This is a genomic window from Chromobacterium alkanivorans (assembly GCF_016937655.1).
GTDB classification, from domain to species: Bacteria; Pseudomonadota; Gammaproteobacteria; order Burkholderiales; family Chromobacteriaceae; genus Chromobacterium; species Chromobacterium alkanivorans.
In genome coordinates this window covers 67,002-82,606 of sequence record NZ_JAFHKL010000004.1, presented here as the reverse complement: position 1 = coordinate 82,606, position 15,605 = coordinate 67,002, and the positions used below count along the sequence as shown (strand labels likewise).

The window sequence follows — 15,605 nt, the reverse complement described above, 5'->3', positions numbered from 1 at the left end:
CCACCCGGCTCGCGGGCGCTTGAAGCGGCGTTTAAACGGCCATGAAGCGCGCCAGCGGCGTGGCGCTCCAGTCCACGCTGTCCAGCAGGTTCTTGACGATGAGCCCCAGCTCGGTGTCGCCTTCTATCAGCAGCTTGCGGTGGAAAAACAGCGTGTCCGGGTCTTCCTCGCGCAGCATCATGCGGGCGAAGTCGGCCAGCGTGGCGGAGAGCTGCAAATCGGGCGCGGCGGCGTCCGGGTCGCGGCGGAAGCCTTGTTCGTCGGCGCGGAAGCGCAGGGTCAGGCCGGCGTCCAGCACGCGGATGGCGAAGCGGCGGCCGCTCAGCAGCACCATGTCCGCCGGCAGCACGCCGCGCCGCGCCAGTTGATTGAGGCTGGTGACCAGCAGCCAGGCCGGCGGCGCGGCCGGCAGCCGGGACAGCAGCGCGGCGGCGGCGGCGGGCAGGGCGAGATCAGGAATGCGCATGGGAAACTCCTAGGGCTTGGTTGCCGGCCTGGCCGCGCCAATAGCCGTCCACCAGTTCGGCGTCGGCGAGGCGGCCGCTGGCGGCTTGCAGCGTGTCCGGGTCGGCGCCGTCCAGCGCCTGGCGGAACAGGGCGACCACGTCGCCGGTGGCGCGCGACTGCGGGCTGACGCGCACGGCGTCGACGCCGACGGCGGCCAGGCCGCGCAGATGCGGGAGCAGGCTGTGGCAGCCGGCGGACAGGGTCTGGATGCCGTTGAGGGTGAGGAAGTCCTGCTGGTCCTGGGTGCGCATGTTCAAGCCGTCCGGGTGCTCCAGGCAGCGGAACTGGCAGTCGTCCTTGCTCAGATTGTAATGGCGGGCGGTGAAGCAGCGCGCGGACAGCGCCAGCGGCAGCTTGCCCCAGGCGAACAGCTCGGTGGCGATGGGCGCGCCGATCTCGGCGTAGCGGGCCAGCAGTTCGGCCAGCGTGGCGCGGTCCATTTCCACCGGCGGCACCCAGCGTTCGGCGCCCCAGTCGCGGATCAGTTTCAGGGTGTCGGCGTTGTAGATGTTCAGATGCGGGCCGGCGACGAAGGGCAGGCCGTGTTCGCGCGCCAGCTTGATCGCGCCCAGGTCGTTGGCTTCCAGCGCGATGTCGCCGTTGGCGGCCAGCTGGCGCGCGCGGCGCAGATCGGACTCGCTCTCCAGCAGCGCCTGGCAGCTGAGGGTGACGCGTTTGCCGGCGGAGGCCAGGTCGCGCGCCAGCGAGATCCAGTCCTGCGGCCGCATTTGCTGGCGGCGCGAGCACACCACCTCGCCCAGATATATCCGGTCCAGCGGCCAGTCGGCGGCGGCGGCGTAGAAGTCCAGCAGGGTGTCGCGCGGCCAGAAGAACAGCACCGGTCCCAGCGTCAATTGCAGATTAAGGCTTGTCATTGGCGGTTTTCCATCGGGACGGCGCTCATTTCCACGGCCGGTTGTAGGCGCCCAGCGTCTGCTGCTGCCCCTCCGACACCTTGTTCAGCGCCTGGTGCCAGGCGGGGCGCGGCTGGAAGCGCGCGCCGTCGCGGCCGGCGGCGTCCAGCGCTTCGCGCAGCGCGCGCGTCACCTGGGACACGTAGGCCGGGCTGCGCTGGCGGCCTTCCACCTTGATCGCGGCCACGCCGCTGGCGATGATTTGCGGCAGCATGTCCAGCACATTGAGGCTGGTGGGTTCTTCCAGCGCGTAATAGGTTTCGTCGCGCACCTGGAAGCGGCCCTTGCACAGCGTCGGGTAGCCGGCGGGTTCGTCGTTGCGGTAGCTGTCGATCAGGATGTCGTTGAGGCGGGCGTTCATGCGCCGCTCGCCCGGCTCCCAGCGCACGAATTTGGCCGGCGAGCACACGCCGTGGGTGTTGGGCGATTCGCCGGTGGCGTAGCTGGACAGTTGGCAGCGGCCTTCCACCATCACGCACAGGCTGCCGAAGCCGAAGACTTCGATCTCGACGTCGGTGTGCTCGATCACGTGGCGCACCTGGTCCAGGGTCAGCACCCGCGGCAGCACCGCGCGGCGGATGCCGAACATGTCGCGCGCCAGGTTGATGGCTTCGTAATTGGTGGCCGAGCTTTGCACCGACATGTGCAGGCGCAGCTGCGGGTGGCGTTCGGCGGCGTAGGCCATCAAGCCCAGGTCGGCGAGGATCAGCGCGTCGGCGCCCAGCGCCGCGCCCTGGTCCACCGCCGCGCGCCAGCGGGAGGCGTCGCCGCCCTGGGCGAAGGTGTTGATCGCCAGCAGCACTTTGCGGCCGTGGCGGTGCGCGTAGGCTATGCCTTCGCGCGCGCTGGCGTCGTCGAAATTCAGCCCGGCGAAATTGCGGGCGTTGGTCTGGTTTTTCAGGCCCAGGTAAACGGTGTCGGCGCCGTTGTCCACCGCGGCCTTGAGCGCCGGCAGGCTGCCGGCGGGGCAGACCAGCTCGGGCAGGGATGTGTGCAGAGCCATCTTGGTCGGTCCGGTTCAAAACCCGCCGACGATAACAAGCCCCGCGTCGCGGGGCCTTGTTCTGGGTCAAGCGTAGGCGGAGGGCTTAGAAGAAAGGGAAGACCAGCTTGGTCTTGGCCACCAGCACGATGTAGAACACCGCCGCCAGCGCGCAGAGGAAGGCGATCAAGCGGGTTTGCGGAGTTTTGCCGCGGCGCAGAGCGATGGTGCCCAGCGCCACGTAGAGCACCAGGCCGACGATTTTGGCCAGCAGCCAGGGACTTTGCAGCACGGGCCAGCCGCCCATGATCACCAGCGCGATGGCACAGCCCAGCAGCAGGGTGTCGATGACGTGGGGCAGGATGCGCACCGGCTTCAGCGCCAGGATGTTCTGCTTGCCGCCCAGCATCAGGCCGCCGCGCACGGCGAACAGCAGAATCGACAGATAGGCGAAGCCCATGTGGGCGTGTTTGACGATCAGATAAGGATACATAGGCGTCCAAAGTTGAGGAGTTAGAACGGGTTTACGCTCTCGCAAGGCATGCTGGATCGTAAACAGGTTCTTAGAACCTGTTCAAAGTCTGCTGCGCTTCGTGAAGTAGTACGAGCTCAAAATGCTCATGTACCACGTGTACATTCCGCTTTTTCGCTCGTTTTCGCCTTGTCTCGCCCTTGCTCGCGAGACTTTGAATAGGCTCTTAGACGGCGCTTAACGATAGCGCGCCCATAATACCCGCGCCGCGCCCGTTTGCGGGTTCGGCGTGCCGCCGCCGCCTTCGCCCGGCAAACCGTTCTGACCGCTGATGTCGATCACGGTTTCCGCGCCCAGGCTGTTCAGCGGCCGGGAGGGCGGCGGCGCGCCGGGCGGGCGGCTTTGCAGCCCCGCGCTGACCGGGCCGAAGATATGGGTGCTGCCGGCGGTGTCCAGAGTATCGCCGGCCAGCACCGCGCCGTGGATGCGGTTGCTGGCGCCCAGCCGGATCTTGCCGCCGCCGAAGGCCTGGGCCGCGTCGTAGCTGCCGGCCAGCAGCGCAATGCCGAGCAGCGGGGATTCGCGCAGCGCGTTCCGGTCCGCGGCGCAATGGTTCAGCGGATAGACGTCAGGGAAGTCCGGGCTGCGGCAGACGCGCGCCGCGCCGGCCTGGCGCAGGCTCCACAGTTCCACATTGCTGCTGGTCTCGATGTGGCCGGTGGCGAGGATGGCGTTGTCCAGCCGGCCGTACAGCGACAGATTGCCCTCGAACAGCACCACGCCGGGCAGCATGCCCTGAGGCGGCTTGAGGCGCAGCAGCCATTGCTGCGCGGCGCTGCCGGACAGGCAGCTTTCGGCGTCGCTCTCGCACAGCCGCAAGGCCGGCTGGCCGGCCACCGGCGCGCAGCGCCTGCCGTCGGCCTGCAAGGCCGGGCACAGATCGTTGCGTTGCCAGTCGTCGGCGCGCTGCCGGCCCAGCCGGTAGATTGCGCCGTCCGGCACGCCGGCCACATGTTGCAGCCGGACGCGGATGCGCTGCAGCGCGTCGGCGGAACGGTCCGCCGCATCCCAGTAGACGATGAGGTTGGCGGCGTCGCGGTAGTCGTTGGCGTTGACGCGGGTCGCGCCCAGGCGGAACTCCGGCACCGGCTCCAGCGGCACTTTCAGCCCGGCCTGGTGGCGCACCCGCACGGTGTTCGGCGGCGGCTGGCGCGCTTGGCCGGCGGCGTCGAAGATTTGCGCGCCGTTGTGGCTGAAGGCGCCGCCGATGAGGCCGTCGTCGATGTTGGCGTTGCCGCGGCTGTCCAGCAGGCCCTGGGCGCGCAAGGCGTTCAGCCGGTTGCTGCTGCTGGTGCGCACATCGCCCTGGCTCAGCAATTGCGCGGAAACGGCGACGTTGCCGGACAGGGTCACGTCGCCGATGGCTGACAGCCGGCCGACTCGTTCGCCGCTGCTGCCGACGGCGCCGTTGGCGGCGGCGGTTTCCACGTCGCTGCCGCTGCCCATGACGATGTTGCCGCGCGCTTTCAGCGTCAGGAACTGGCCGCTGTTGACGCGGATGTCGCCGTTGCTCCACAGGCTGAGCGGAGTCTGGCCTTCGCCGCGCTCCGGATTGCCCTGGAACAGGATGTCGCCGGTGGCCTGGATCGCGCTGACGCCGCTCAGGCTGCCGCTGGTGTCCACCGCGCCTTCCACTTGCAAGAGCGCGTCCTTGGCGCCGGTGACCACAATATTGCCGCTGGTGGACAGGCCGCCGCGGATCTGCGCGGCGGCGTTGACGCTGGTCGGCGGCGGCGCGCCGTTCAATTGGTAGACCACTTCCAGCGTCACCGTGGCGTCGCCGCTGGCGGCGGTGATCCAGGCTGCCGCCTTGTCGTCGTCGACCACGACGCCGCCGGCGCGCGGCGCCGGCAACAGTTTGATCCGGAGGGCGTCGGCCAGCCCCTGGCTTTCCGGCGGCAGGCTGGCGCGGTCCAGGCTCAGCGCCGCGCCGTCCAGTTCCAGCGCCTTGAGTTGCGCCGGCGTCAGCGCCGACAGGTATTGCCGCACCAGCTCCGCGCCGGTCCAGGCGCGCCATTGCGCCTCGCTGTTGCCGCGCAGCGAGCGGGTCAGCTCCTGCTGGCCGCGCAGGTGGTGCATGCCGCCCAGCGCCAGCGCGGTCAGGGCCATGCCGGTGAGCAGCACCATCAGCACCGCGGCGACGCCGCGCTGGCGGCGCGGCGGGGAGGGCGGGCGGCGGCGGGCTCTCATGCGGGGGCAGCCAGATTGGTCAGGCAGCTGGCGAAGCTGCGGGCTTCGCCTTGCTGCGCGTTGTCGTAGTTGAGCAGCAGCTGCGGGAAGGTCTGGCTCGCCGCCGTCGCCGCGGCGTAGGGCCAGCAGGGCTGTTCCAGCCGCAAGGCCATGCTGAGTTGATGCCGCGGCGGCAGCGGGCCGGTCAGCGCGCGGGCGCGCCATAGCGAGGGCTGGGTCAGCGCGTCGGCGATGGCGGCGCAGTCGTCGGCCTGCAGCTGGTACAGCACGCTGTTCTGGCCGGCTTCGCCCAAGCGGGCCACGCCGCGGCAGGCGTAAGCGCCGGCATCCAGCTGCGGGCGATAGCGCCACACCGCCGCGTTGGCGCTGCCGGAAGCCGCCGGCGCGGCGCTGAGCGCGCTGACGGCGCCGTCGGCGTCCAGGCGCAAATCGCTGACCGACAGCAGCTGCAGGTTCTGTTCGCGGCCGCCGGCGGCGCCGAAGCCGGCTTCCTGCGCCTGTTGCTGCACGCTGAGCAGGGCCGCCATCAATTGGCCGTCCCGCTGCGACAGGCTGGCGCTGCCCTGGTCCGGATCGAACACGCTGCGCGCGGTCTGGCGATACAGCGTCAGCATCGCCAGCGTGGTGATCAGGGCCAGCAGCATGCCGATCAGCAGTTCCAGCAGGGTGAAGCCGGCGGCGCGCTTATTCATGATTGCTCAGGGAGAGGGTGGCGGAGGCCGCGTCCCGCAGTTGCAGGGTCTGGCCGCGCAGCTGGGCGTTGGCGGCGATTTCGGCACCGCCGTTCCGCGGTTGTCCGCGCAGCGTCACCGCGGGCGCGGAGCGGCAGGCCAGCCGCGCGGTGGCGCTGACGCCGCTGGCCAGCGGCCAGTCGTCGGCGCTGCCGCAGAGCAGCCCGCCTTGTTGCAGCTGCTCCCGCGCCTTGCTCAGGACCAGCGCGTGTTGTTGCAGCTGTTGCTGGCTGCCCAGGCTGCGCGCGTTGACGAAGACGACGCCGAGGCCGGTCAGTATCAGCAGCAGCATGGCGATCAGGCTTTCCAGCAGGCTGACGCCGCTTTGCGCCTTATAGGTCACCGCGTAGCTCCTGTTGCGCGCCGCGGATGCAGTAGGCCGGCCGGGTGCCGCAGGCGACGCCGGCCGCCTGCGCCGCCAGCGGCTGGCCCTGGTTGTTCAAGGCCAGGCATTGCGCGGCGGGCGTTTGCAGGCAGCTTGTTCCCAGGGAGACCGGGCGCGGCGCGGCGGCGCGCCATAGCGCCGCGCCTTGGCAGCGCTCGCCCTGAGTGCCGCTGGCCGGCGCGCCGGCGAATACGCACAGCTGGCCTTCGGCGCTGGACATCAGTACCGCGGCGGCCTGGTCCGGCGCCGCCGCCTGCGGGTTGCTCAAGGCCGCGGCCTGGGTCTGGGCGTAGGCCCGCGCCAGCTGGCTGCGCGCCAGCGTCAGCTTGTGGGCGTCGCTCCAGCCCTGCGCCAGCGGCACGCTGAGCAGCGCCAACAGGCCGATCAGCGCCAGCGTCGCGCACAATTCCATCAGGCTCAGGCCGCGCTGGCGGCGGAACGCGTTCACCATTGGGTCTGGCACGCCGAGGTGCTGGTGTTGGCGCTATGGTCGGCGCCGCTGAGTTTCAGCACGCAGCCGGATAGTTGCGGGCTGACGCCGCTGGCGGTGAGCAGGAAGCTGCCGCCCTGCGGCTGGTAGCCGTAGTTGAATTCCGCTTGCGCCGGCTGCCAGCTGCTGTTGCCCAGCGCGGCGCGGATGGCGCTGGCGCTGTCCGCGCTGGCGGCGGGATAGGCCAGGTGCAGCAGCTTGTGGTTTTCCAGGGCCAGGCTCAGGGCCATCAGGTCGCTCTTGGCGGTATTGGCCTTGGCCGCCTGCACATGGCGCTGGTAGGACGGCACCGCCACCAGCAGCAGAATGCCGACGATGGCGGCCACCACCATCATCTCGATCAGGGTGAAGCCGGAATGGCCTTGCGGCCGGACGGATGCGCTCACGACATCGCCTAGTTAAATAAACGTCATATTTTAGCTTTATTGGACTCATATTGGTATTGATTGGCATCAATATGCCTTGTAAATATCCTGCCGGAAAGCAAGCCGCCGCCTGCGCGCCGCCGCGCGGCATTATCTGCCGCGCGCGGCGCATGCGGCCGATCCGGGCCGCGGATGCTACACTTGGCCTGATTTCACCTACCGCCTATTCCCGCATGCTGCTTCTTTACCAGTCCAACCGCTTGGAGCAATTGGGCCAGCTGTTTTGCGGCATGAGCCAGAGCCTGCCGCTGTCCGATCCCTTCGCGCCGGAAACCGTGATCGTGCAGAGCCGCGGCATGGGCCGCTGGATCACGCTGGACCTGGCGCGCAGCAACGGCGTGGCCGCCAATCTGGACTTCGTGCTGCCGGCCGCCTTCGCCTGGCGGCTGATGCAGCAGGTGATGCCGGAGCTGCCGCGCAAGTCCTCGTTCACGCCGGAAGTGCTGAGCTGGCGGCTGATGGAGCTGCTGCCCACGCTGGAGGGCGAGCCTTTTCTCGCCCTGTCGCGCTATCTGGAGGGCGGCGAGGCCGCCTGTTTCGAGCTGGCCGGCAAGGTGGCGGACATCTTCGACCAATACCTGGTGTTCCGGCCGGACTGGATACGCGGCTGGGAGGCCGGCCAGTTGCTGGGCCTGGGCGAGGACGAAGCCTGGCAGGCCGCGCTGTGGCGGAGGCTGGCGGACAGCGATCCCGGCCGCCACCGCGTGCGCATGCTGGACGAGTTTTTCGCCGAGCTCAAGGCCGAGCATCTGCCGGAGCGGGTGACGCTGTTCGGCATCGCCAGCCTGGCGCCGATGTATCTGGCCCTGGTCAAGCGCCTGTCCCAGCTCACCGACGTCTGCCTGTTCACCCTCAATCCCTGCGAGGCGTATTGGGGCGACATCGTCGACGCCCGCCGCAAGCTCAAGCTGCAGCAGAAGGGGGATTTGTTCGCCACCGAGGGCCATCCTCTGCTGGCGTCCCTGGGCAAGCAGGGGCGGGATTTCTTCGAGCTGATCGCCGAGGACAGCGAGCTGGACGCGCGCCCCTTGTTCGACGTCCCCGGCGGCGACGCGCTGCTGGCGCGGCTGCAGCGCGACATCCTGCAGTTGAACGAGCCCAAGGACGCGCCGCGGCCGCTGGCGGCGGACGACGATTCGGTGCAGATCCACGCCGCCCACGGACCGATGCGCGAACTGGAGGTGCTGAAGGACCGCTTGCTGGCGATGTTCCGCGACGATCCCGGGCTCAACCCCGCCGACGTGGCGGTGCTGACTCCGGACATCAACAGTTACGCGCCCTATATCGACGCGGTGTTCGGCGCCCGTCCGCAGGAGGACGCCGCGCCGGACATCCCCTACAGCATCGCCGATCGCCGCATCGCGCGCGAAGAACCGTTGCTGGCCAGCTACGCCGCCTTGCTGGATCTGGCTGATTCCCGCTTCGCCGCCGATCAGGTGCTGGCCTTGCTGGACGCGCCGGCGCTATTGCGCCGCTTCGGACTGGACGACGCCGACGTGCCCTTTGTGCGGCAATGGGCGCGCGAAGCCGGCATCCGCTGGGGGCGGGACGCCGCGCACAAGGCGGCGCTGGGCTTGCCGGCGGACCCGCTGTTCACCTGGCGTTGGGGCCTGGACCGGCTGCTGCTGGGCGCGGTATTGCCGCCGGCCCTGGCCGGGGACGACAGCGGCCTCTACGCCGGCCTGTTGCCGCACAGCAGCGCCCAGGGCCAGTTGGCGGAAGCGCTGGGGCGCTTCGCCGCCTGCTACCGCGAACTGGAGCGGACGGCGGAAGAATGGGCGCGCCCGGCCAGTCCGGCGGAGTGGGCTGAGCGGCTGCAGCAGGCTTGCGAGTCTTTGTTCGACGCCGACGCCGACGACGAGAAAGCGCTGGAGGTCTTGCGCGGCGCGCTGGCGGAATTGGCCGATGACGCGGCGCTGGCCGGCTTCGAGCAGGCGGTGGGCCTGCCGGTGGTGCGGGACTGGCTCAAGCGCAAGCTGACGCTGGCCTCGCCGCTGGGCTTTCTTTCCGGCGGGGTGACTTTCTGCGCGATGGTGCCGATGCGCTCCATCCCCTTCCGCGTGTTGTGCCTGATAGGCATGAACGACGGCGCCTACCCGCGCGACGAGCGCCCGGTCAGCTTCGATCTGGTGGCGCGCCATCCGCGTCGCGGCGACCGCTCGCGCCGCTTCGACGACCGCTATCTGTTCCTGGAGGCCATCCTCTCCGCGCGCGAAAAGCTGTATCTGTCCTATGTGGGGCAATCCGCCCGCAGCGGCGAAACCCTGCCGCCGTCGCCGCTGATCGCCGAGCTGCTGGACTGCTTCTCCGCCATGTGCGGCCAGGATCTCGGCCGGACGCTGACGGTGCGCCATCCGCTGCAGCCGTTTTCGCCCGCCGCCTACGACGGCGCGGACCCGCGGCTGGCCAGTTTCGAACCCACCTTCGCCGCGGCCTTGTCGCAGCCGGAGGCCGCGCCGCGGCCCTTCGCCGGCGCGCTGCCGGCGGCGGCGCTCAGCGGCGTGGTCAATCTGCACGACTTCATCCGTTTCTGGCGCAATCCGGTGCGCGCCTGGCTGGCGGACCGGCTCGCCATCCGCCTGTTCGGCGGCGACGAGGAGTTGCCGGTGCGCGAGCCCTTCACCGTGGACGGCGACGCCAGCCAGGCGGTGCGCAGGCAGTTGGTGGAGGCCATGCTGCACCGTCGTCCGCAAGCGCCGGTGCGCGAGCGCGTCGCCGCCGCCGGCCTGTTGCCGCCGGCCGCGCTGGGCCGGGCCTGGCTGGTGGAGGAGGCGCGCTCCAGCGTCAAGCTGGCGGCGCGGCTGCCGGCCGCGCTGAGCCGGGAAGTCTTGCCGCCGCAGCCGGTCCATTTGCAGGCGGCCGGCCTCACCCTGGTGGGCGAGCTCACCGGCCTGCGGCCCGAAGGCCAGTTGAGCTTCGTCGTCGGCAAGATCAACGCCGCCCAGCGCGTGGCCTTGTGGCTGGGTCATCTGATCCTGTGCGCGGCGCGGCCGCCGGACGTGGCCTGCCGCAGCGTCTGCTACGACGACGCCGGCGGCCTGTTGCTGGAGGACGAGCCGGAGGCCTTGGCCTTGCTGGAGCCGTGGCTGGCGCGCTGGCGTCAGGGCCAGGATCAGCCCTTGCCCTGCTTCGGCCGCACCAGCTGGGCTTACGCCGAGGCCTTGGCCGCGGAGCCGGAGCGGCGCGACAAGGCCTTGCAGAAAGCGCTGGAAAAGTGGGATCCGAGCTTTGTCCGCGAAGGCGGCGTCGCGCAAAAGGACGAGGCGGCGATAGCGCTGGCCTTCCGCAATCAGCAGCCGCTGGACGACCCTCTGTTCGCCCAGCTGGCGGAAACTCTGTTGCTGCCGCTGGCGGAGCGACTGCAGGGCGGCGGCGAGGATTGAGGCGGCCGCCGCGCCGACTCAGTCCTCCGGATACGGCACTTCGAAGTACTGCTGATACAGCGCGTGGATCGATCCGTCGCGCCGCATGCTGGTCAGGGCCTGCTGGAAGGCGTCCACCACCGGTTGCGGCACGCTGCTTTTGCTGAAGATGAAATAAGAGCCTCCGATATTCCACACCGGCGCGAGCGGCACGATCTCCGCTTCCGCCGGCTGGGCCTGCAGCGCCGCGCGCATGGTGACGCTACTGGCCAGCAGTAGGTCCAGCCGTCTGGCCCTCAGTTTTTGGATATTGATGTCCTGCGTCGGCCCGCTGTCCACGCTGACGCTTGGCGGCGGGAATTTCAGCCAGGCGTCGATAATGGCTCCGTAGCTGTCGCCGCGGGTGACGCCGAGCACCAGCTTGCCGTGCTTGTCCAGATCGGCCAGGCGGTGTATCGGCCAGCGCGCGGCGTTGCTGCTAAGGCTCCAGATCCGCACCGTGGAGGGATTGTCGGCCCAGACAAAGTGGGCGAACTGCTCGCGCTCCGGGGTTTTCAGCGCGTTCATCGCCATGTCCACCTGCCCGTTTTTTACGTTGAGCAAGTTGCGCGCCCAAGGCATTTGCTGGTAGTTCAGCTTACAGCCGGCGCGGCGCGCGGCCTCGTTGAGCACGGCGACGGAATAGCCGTCCAGCTGTTGGCGCGCGGACAGATAATGGTAAGGAGGCCTGGTGTCCCAGCCTACGCTCAATTCCCGGCCGCAGGCGCCGACGGCCGGCGGAGACGAGACCTGGCCCGGGCCGGCGCATAGCGCGGCGGCGCAGAGCAGCCCCTGGACGGCGGCGCAGAGGATTCCAGCTTGCAGGAGGCGCATGGCGAGGCTCCGGTGAGGGATGCTTCACTATAGTTGGACGACGACTGGGGATAACTTGGCGTTCTCGCTCCCGCCTGTGGATAAGCGGCGAGGGCGGGCCAGGAGGCGGCGGGAATGCGAAAAGGGATTAGCGTGAGCTAACCCCTTGATATCCTTGGTGGCGAATCAGGGACTCGAACCCCGGACCTGCGGATTATGATTCCTGTTTGAGTTTTGTGTTTTTATTATTTATCAATGACTTGCGTAGATTGCCTGATGGCTTGTCAAATCTAAAACAACCTCAATAAATGCCTTGTTGGCTGTGTCATGGCACAACTGTGGCACATGCTCCAGATCAATCCCCCCGTGCTGGCTGTCGGCTAGAGGCTGTTCCAGCCTTACGCCGCCACCGCCCCAAAGGGGCTGCCAGCTTTGCAAGTTGGCTGCTGGTGGGCTGTTGTTCCTCCTAGTGTAACGAAAGCTCTCGTCGATCATATTTCTAGTGCCACGATGGCTTTCGGCTTGGCCTCAGTGAAACGCAAATAAAAATTTGGCATAACTTTATTGTCGCTATCTCAATAGCCGTGGAAATGGTTCGTTAAGTGAGTGATCCTCAAAATTCTCTAGTTTTTTAAAGTCAATTTCTACTGCGATTTTTTTTCCTTCGCAAAATGAAACAGAGTCATTTATTAAATCAACAAGACCTGCTTTTTCTTCGCAATACAAACGGAGTAAATTTCCGCTTATTATTATGGCGAGACCAGAGAGGTTTTCGGATTTGTCTACTTCTACTACAGAAAATCTTTCGAAAAGATCCTCGAAAATTGTAAAGGCAAGTATGCTATAGCGTGGTAATTGGAGTAGGCGGTTTAATATTTCTTCATCTTCTGAAAAATCTGTATTGACCTTTGGTATCTCAAGTCGTAGTTCTGCTCTTTCTTCGGAGGTGGAACTTGACAAAATAGGCATTTTTCGGAGTGCGCAATTGTAAAATAAGACCTTGCTAAGAGTTTCTATTTTGGTTTCACTTGGTAGTGAATCATTGTTGCGGATATTGTTCATTCGAATATTGAATTTAGCATGCAATTCTTCGCGAGTAGTATGGTCCGAACAGTGTAGAATAAATCCAAGAAACAAATCGAAGTCGGTCAGTATTTGTTCTTGGCAATCAATTCCAAATACATTTTCAGAGGCTTCGATTGAAATTATGCACTCAAAGAGCCACATAATTTTTTGTTCCAGTGTTTCTTTGCTCCAAGTAACAATGTTAACCCTAGGAGGAGTGTTGCGTGAAATTTCTCTAAATATAATATTGTTATTTTTGTATGTGACACCATGAGAGCCAGAGTGAGAAATTGCATTCCTTACTTGAGGGTTGTACCCTTTCAAAAGCTCTAAGAACTCCTTTCTGGCGAGTATGTACTCAGTCTTATTTCTTTCTCCCATCGATGCATTAGTATCATCGATGTCTTTGTAGTTCCCTGTCTTGAACTGGTAGCATGCAACAACCAAAGTGATGTAAGGATCAAACAGATCTGAAACAATACTCCTGTAGATGTTGACCAAGTGGGCTTTGTCGGCGTCAGAGCCTTCCTCAAATTCGCCAACTCGGGAAAACTCATCCATTATTCTTGATCTATGTACTTTAGTTTTTGCCTTGATGCCAACCCAAGGTATGAAAACTGTTTTTAAGAAACGTGCGCTGTCAATTTTCATACAGTCATGCATCAAGCACAACAGTCCGTATGTATTGGATGTTCTGGCTTGTAAATCGCCAGGCAGAAAGAATAGTCCGCGCAATACACTGATGTCTTTCTCCGTTAAACTTTGATGGTCTGTAAAGAAGAATAAGTTTTTTGGGTCAAGTAATTCAAAAATATTCATTATCATTGTTCTTCCTGAAGACGATAGTCAAGCAGATGTAACTCTGCCAATATCTATTGCAGCACAGTATCTTGTGGGATTATCCTAATAAGTCAAGTTAACGCCATGCTAGCTTGTTGGTTAGAAGCAGTTCATTATCTCTTGGTATATGCCAAAATAAAGAGTGAAGTTACATCATTAAAAGGCATTCTGAAGCTTTTCTGAGCTCCCCGCTCCGGGAGGCTGACGAAGATTAAGCGTTTACCACTAACAGGATGTCAAGCACTGACCCCCGCACTGCGTGCGGTCTCACGAGGCGGTGCTTGACATCCTGTTTGGTTGGATATTCAGCAAATATCTCTGGAAAGAAGAATTTATCTTCGACCGCTAGATAATTTGCATACCACTTTTCTCATGCCATTCAATTTTTAAAATCGCTCAAAAAAAATCAGTCATTCCACCCCGCTGAGCCTAGAGGGTCTAGAGAAACCGGGGCGATTCAGAGGGGCGATTCAATGTGGTGCAGGAAATGGGTGGGTGGAAGTCGGTGCAGATGGTGCAGCGGTACGCCCATTTGAGTCCGGCGAACCTGGCTGGCCATGCCCGGACCATTGACGCGGTGATGGGGCTCGGTACAAATGCGCCACAAGCCTAAAACGGAAAAGGGTCAGCTTGCGCTGACCCTTTTCATTTTGGTGGCGAATCAGGGACTCGAACCCCGGACCTGCGGATTATGATTCCGTAGAACTAATTATTGATCTGTTTTGATCTACATTGATTTCACTTCTTAACTTGATGAAATATATGGAAAAATTGAATTTTTTCTCTGATTCTTCATTGACTCTCATTGATCTGATGGAATACGATTTGCCTACATATTGCCTACATGGATAAATTTTGAGCAAGCAGAATTTTACGGCAGCCCGGGTCGAAAGCTTTAAATGTGATCCAGAGAAGCGGCAAACTATCTACTGGGATGCGAAGACGCAGGGGTTTGGTCTTCGTGTGACCTCAACAGGTGCCAGAGCATACATCTTTGAGTCCCGCCTCTTCGGGAAGACAATTAGGGTGACAATTGGTGATGCTCGCGCCTGGGAGCTTGGTAGGGCTCGAACAGAAGCTGCGCGGCTGAGAACATTGGTGGATGAAGGTAAAGATCCGCGTGAAGTTCGTGCGGAAATGCAAGCTAAGCATGAGGCAAGGCGTGCAGAGTCCATGCGACAAGATATGCTTGTCAGGGAGGCTTGGGAGCAGTATTTACTCAATCGGAAAGATAAGTGGTCCGATCGTCATCTGCAAGACCACATGCGTCTGGCAGAGCCAGGTGGTCGCATGGCACTTAAAGGTAAGCGGCAGATTGTGCCTGGGCCATTAGCATCTCTGATGGTCTTACGTCTTTCTGAGCTTACTAAAGACACTGTAGATGCATGGCTTGCTGTGGAAGTGAAGTCTCGTCCTGCAAGGGCTAGGCTTGCCTTCTCATTGCTGAAAGCTTTTATTACCTGGAGCCAAGAGCAAGTTGATTACGAAGGGTTGGCATCCCCAGAAGTGTGCACGAATAAGCGAATACGAGAACATTTACCCAAGCCAAAAATGAAAGTGGATTGTTTGCAGCGAGAGCAGCTAGCTGCTTGGTTCCGTGCCGTTAGAAGCCATCCCAATCCTGTTATCAGTACCTATTTGCAAGGCTTGTTGATTACAGGTGCAAGACGTGAAGAGTTAGCCGGGCTACGCTGGGAGGATGTGGATTTTCGTTGGCGGCAACTTGTACTTGATGACAAAGTGGAAGGCACTGGGGGAAGAACAATACCGCTTACACCTTACCTTGCGCGACTATTGATGATCTTGAAAGAATACAATGAAACGCTACCAAGTAAGCGCAGGTTGTTGACCCTGCAGAAAATGGGTAAATCTTGGGCACCTTCGCCTTGGGTTTTTCATAGTAAGACGTCTGCTGATGGAAAAATTGCAGAGCCACGGATTGCGCATAATGAAGCGCTTCAGACTGCTGAGTTACCGCACATTACCCTTCATGGGCTGAGACGATCGTTCGGGACACTCTCGGAGTGGGTTGAAGTTCCTGTTGGTGTTGTAGCTCAGATCCAAGGCCACAAGCCGTCCGCTATTGCAGAAAAGCATTACCGGCGCAGGCCATTGGACTTGTTACGCATGTGGCACGACAAGATCGAAACTTGGATGCTTGAACAAGCAGGTATCCCATTTCAGTCATCAGTGGACTGAAGTTGTGCTATTTGCAAAGATTACTTTGTATTTGCATGCAGATTCCCACATTTTCCTTACAGATATTTACCTCACAGCAGTACAATCTTCTTGGCATGTTCCTGACTACTGTTGGCGCACGCAATGTGCGT

At 62.9% G+C, this 15,605-nt stretch carries 13 protein-coding genes; 2 read left to right on the top strand and 11 right to left on the bottom strand.

Going from position 1 to position 15,605, the window contains the following annotated elements; genetic code table 11:
* Positions 1-31: 31 nt before the first annotated feature.
* From ubiT to JW897_RS08350, 9 genes are all read right to left on the bottom strand, one after another.
* Positions 32-466: a ubiquinone anaerobic biosynthesis accessory factor UbiT gene (ubiT, locus tag JW897_RS08390; protein WP_205465807.1), complete on the bottom strand. Its 435-nt coding sequence runs from the start codon at positions 464-466 to the stop codon at positions 32-34.
* Entirely contained in the window at positions 453-1,382 is a 930-nt protein-coding gene (locus JW897_RS08385; protein ID WP_205465806.1) for a U32 family peptidase, read from the bottom strand. Before JW897_RS08385 ends, ubiT begins: the two co-directional genes overlap by 14 nt.
* A 25-nt stretch (positions 1,383-1,407) precedes the next feature.
* The gene (gene ubiU, locus JW897_RS08380) at positions 1,408-2,424 is read right to left on the bottom strand and encodes a ubiquinone anaerobic biosynthesis protein UbiU (protein WP_205465805.1); all 1,017 of its coding nucleotides are present in this window, start codon (positions 2,422-2,424) and stop codon (positions 1,408-1,410) included.
* A gap of 85 nt (positions 2,425-2,509) precedes the next feature.
* Positions 2,510-2,896 carry a SirB2 family protein gene (locus JW897_RS08375; RefSeq protein WP_048413749.1) on the bottom strand — a complete coding sequence of 129 codons (387 nt, stop codon included), beginning with the start codon at positions 2,894-2,896 and terminating at the stop codon, positions 2,510-2,512.
* A gap of 216 nt (positions 2,897-3,112) precedes the next feature.
* A complete protein-coding gene (locus JW897_RS08370) occupies positions 3,113-5,125 on the bottom strand; it encodes a hypothetical protein (RefSeq protein ID WP_205465804.1) in 2,013 nt (670 codons plus the stop codon).
* Positions 5,122-5,817 carry a prepilin-type N-terminal cleavage/methylation domain-containing protein gene (locus JW897_RS08365; RefSeq protein WP_048413751.1) on the bottom strand — a complete coding sequence of 232 codons (696 nt, stop codon included), beginning with the start codon at positions 5,815-5,817 and terminating at the stop codon, positions 5,122-5,124. Before JW897_RS08365 ends, JW897_RS08370 begins: the two co-directional genes overlap by 4 nt.
* The gene (locus JW897_RS08360) at positions 5,810-6,199 is read right to left on the bottom strand and encodes a type IV pilus modification PilV family protein (protein WP_205465803.1); all 390 of its coding nucleotides are present in this window, start codon (positions 6,197-6,199) and stop codon (positions 5,810-5,812) included. Before JW897_RS08360 ends, JW897_RS08365 begins: the two co-directional genes overlap by 8 nt.
* A complete protein-coding gene (locus JW897_RS08355) occupies positions 6,189-6,704 on the bottom strand; it encodes a prepilin-type N-terminal cleavage/methylation domain-containing protein (RefSeq protein WP_197083009.1) in 516 nt (171 codons plus the stop codon). Before JW897_RS08355 ends, JW897_RS08360 begins: the two co-directional genes overlap by 11 nt.
* Positions 6,686-7,117, bottom strand: coding sequence for a type IV pilin protein (locus tag JW897_RS08350; protein ID WP_048413754.1), 432 nt, complete (start codon positions 7,115-7,117; stop codon positions 6,686-6,688). The genes JW897_RS08355 and JW897_RS08350 overlap by 19 nt, the downstream gene beginning before the upstream one ends.
* 212 nt (positions 7,118-7,329) lie before the next feature.
* Here JW897_RS08350 and recC point away from each other — a divergent pair, with 212 nt between their 5' ends.
* Positions 7,330-10,539 carry an exodeoxyribonuclease V subunit gamma gene (gene recC / locus JW897_RS08345; RefSeq protein WP_205465802.1) on the top strand — a complete coding sequence of 1,070 codons (3,210 nt, stop codon included), beginning with the start codon at positions 7,330-7,332 and terminating at the stop codon, positions 10,537-10,539.
* A gap of 18 nt (positions 10,540-10,557) precedes the next feature.
* On the opposite strand, the gene JW897_RS08340 is transcribed toward recC, so the two are convergent.
* Both JW897_RS08340 and JW897_RS08335 read right to left on the bottom strand, forming a co-directional pair.
* Positions 10,558-11,391, bottom strand: a complete 834-nt coding sequence (locus JW897_RS08340) for a substrate-binding periplasmic protein (RefSeq protein WP_205465801.1) — start codon at positions 11,389-11,391, stop codon at positions 10,558-10,560.
* A 549-nt stretch (positions 11,392-11,940) separates the two neighbouring features.
* Positions 11,941-13,254: a hypothetical protein gene (locus JW897_RS08335; RefSeq protein ID WP_205465800.1), complete on the bottom strand. Its 1,314-nt coding sequence runs from the start codon at positions 13,252-13,254 to the stop codon at positions 11,941-11,943.
* A gap of 876 nt (positions 13,255-14,130) precedes the next feature.
* Between JW897_RS08335 and JW897_RS08330 the strand changes: the two genes are divergently transcribed.
* Positions 14,131-15,474, top strand: a complete 1,344-nt coding sequence (locus JW897_RS08330; RefSeq protein WP_062789210.1) for a tyrosine-type recombinase/integrase — start codon at positions 14,131-14,133, stop codon at positions 15,472-15,474.
* Positions 15,475-15,605 lie beyond the last annotated feature (131 nt).

What these genes read in the sequence shown, in the direction of transcription:
- ubiT (WP_205465807.1), bottom strand. Translation starts at nt 466, where the DNA reads ATGCGCATTCCTGATCTCGCCCTGCCCGCCGCCGCCGCCGCGCTGCTG.
- JW897_RS08385 (WP_205465806.1), bottom strand. Translation starts at nt 1,382, where the DNA reads ATGACAAGCCTTAATCTGCAATTGACGCTGGGACCGGTGCTGTTCTTC.
- ubiU (WP_205465805.1), bottom strand. Translation starts at nt 2,424, where the DNA reads ATGGCTCTGCACACATCCCTGCCCGAGCTGGTCTGCCCCGCCGGCAGC.
- JW897_RS08375 (WP_048413749.1), bottom strand. Translation starts at nt 2,896, where the DNA reads ATGTATCCTTATCTGATCGTCAAACACGCCCACATGGGCTTCGCCTAT.
- JW897_RS08370 (WP_205465804.1), bottom strand. Translation starts at nt 5,125, where the DNA reads ATGAGAGCCCGCCGCCGCCCGCCCTCCCCGCCGCGCCGCCAGCGCGGC.
- JW897_RS08365 (WP_048413751.1), bottom strand. Translation starts at nt 5,817, where the DNA reads ATGAATAAGCGCGCCGCCGGCTTCACCCTGCTGGAACTGCTGATCGGC.
- recC (WP_205465802.1), top strand. Translation starts at nt 7,330, where the DNA reads ATGCTGCTTCTTTACCAGTCCAACCGCTTGGAGCAATTGGGCCAGCTG.
- JW897_RS08340 (WP_205465801.1), bottom strand. Translation starts at nt 11,391, where the DNA reads ATGCGCCTCCTGCAAGCTGGAATCCTCTGCGCCGCCGTCCAGGGGCTG.
- JW897_RS08335 (WP_205465800.1), bottom strand. Translation starts at nt 13,254, where the DNA reads ATGAATATTTTTGAATTACTTGACCCAAAAAACTTATTCTTCTTTACA.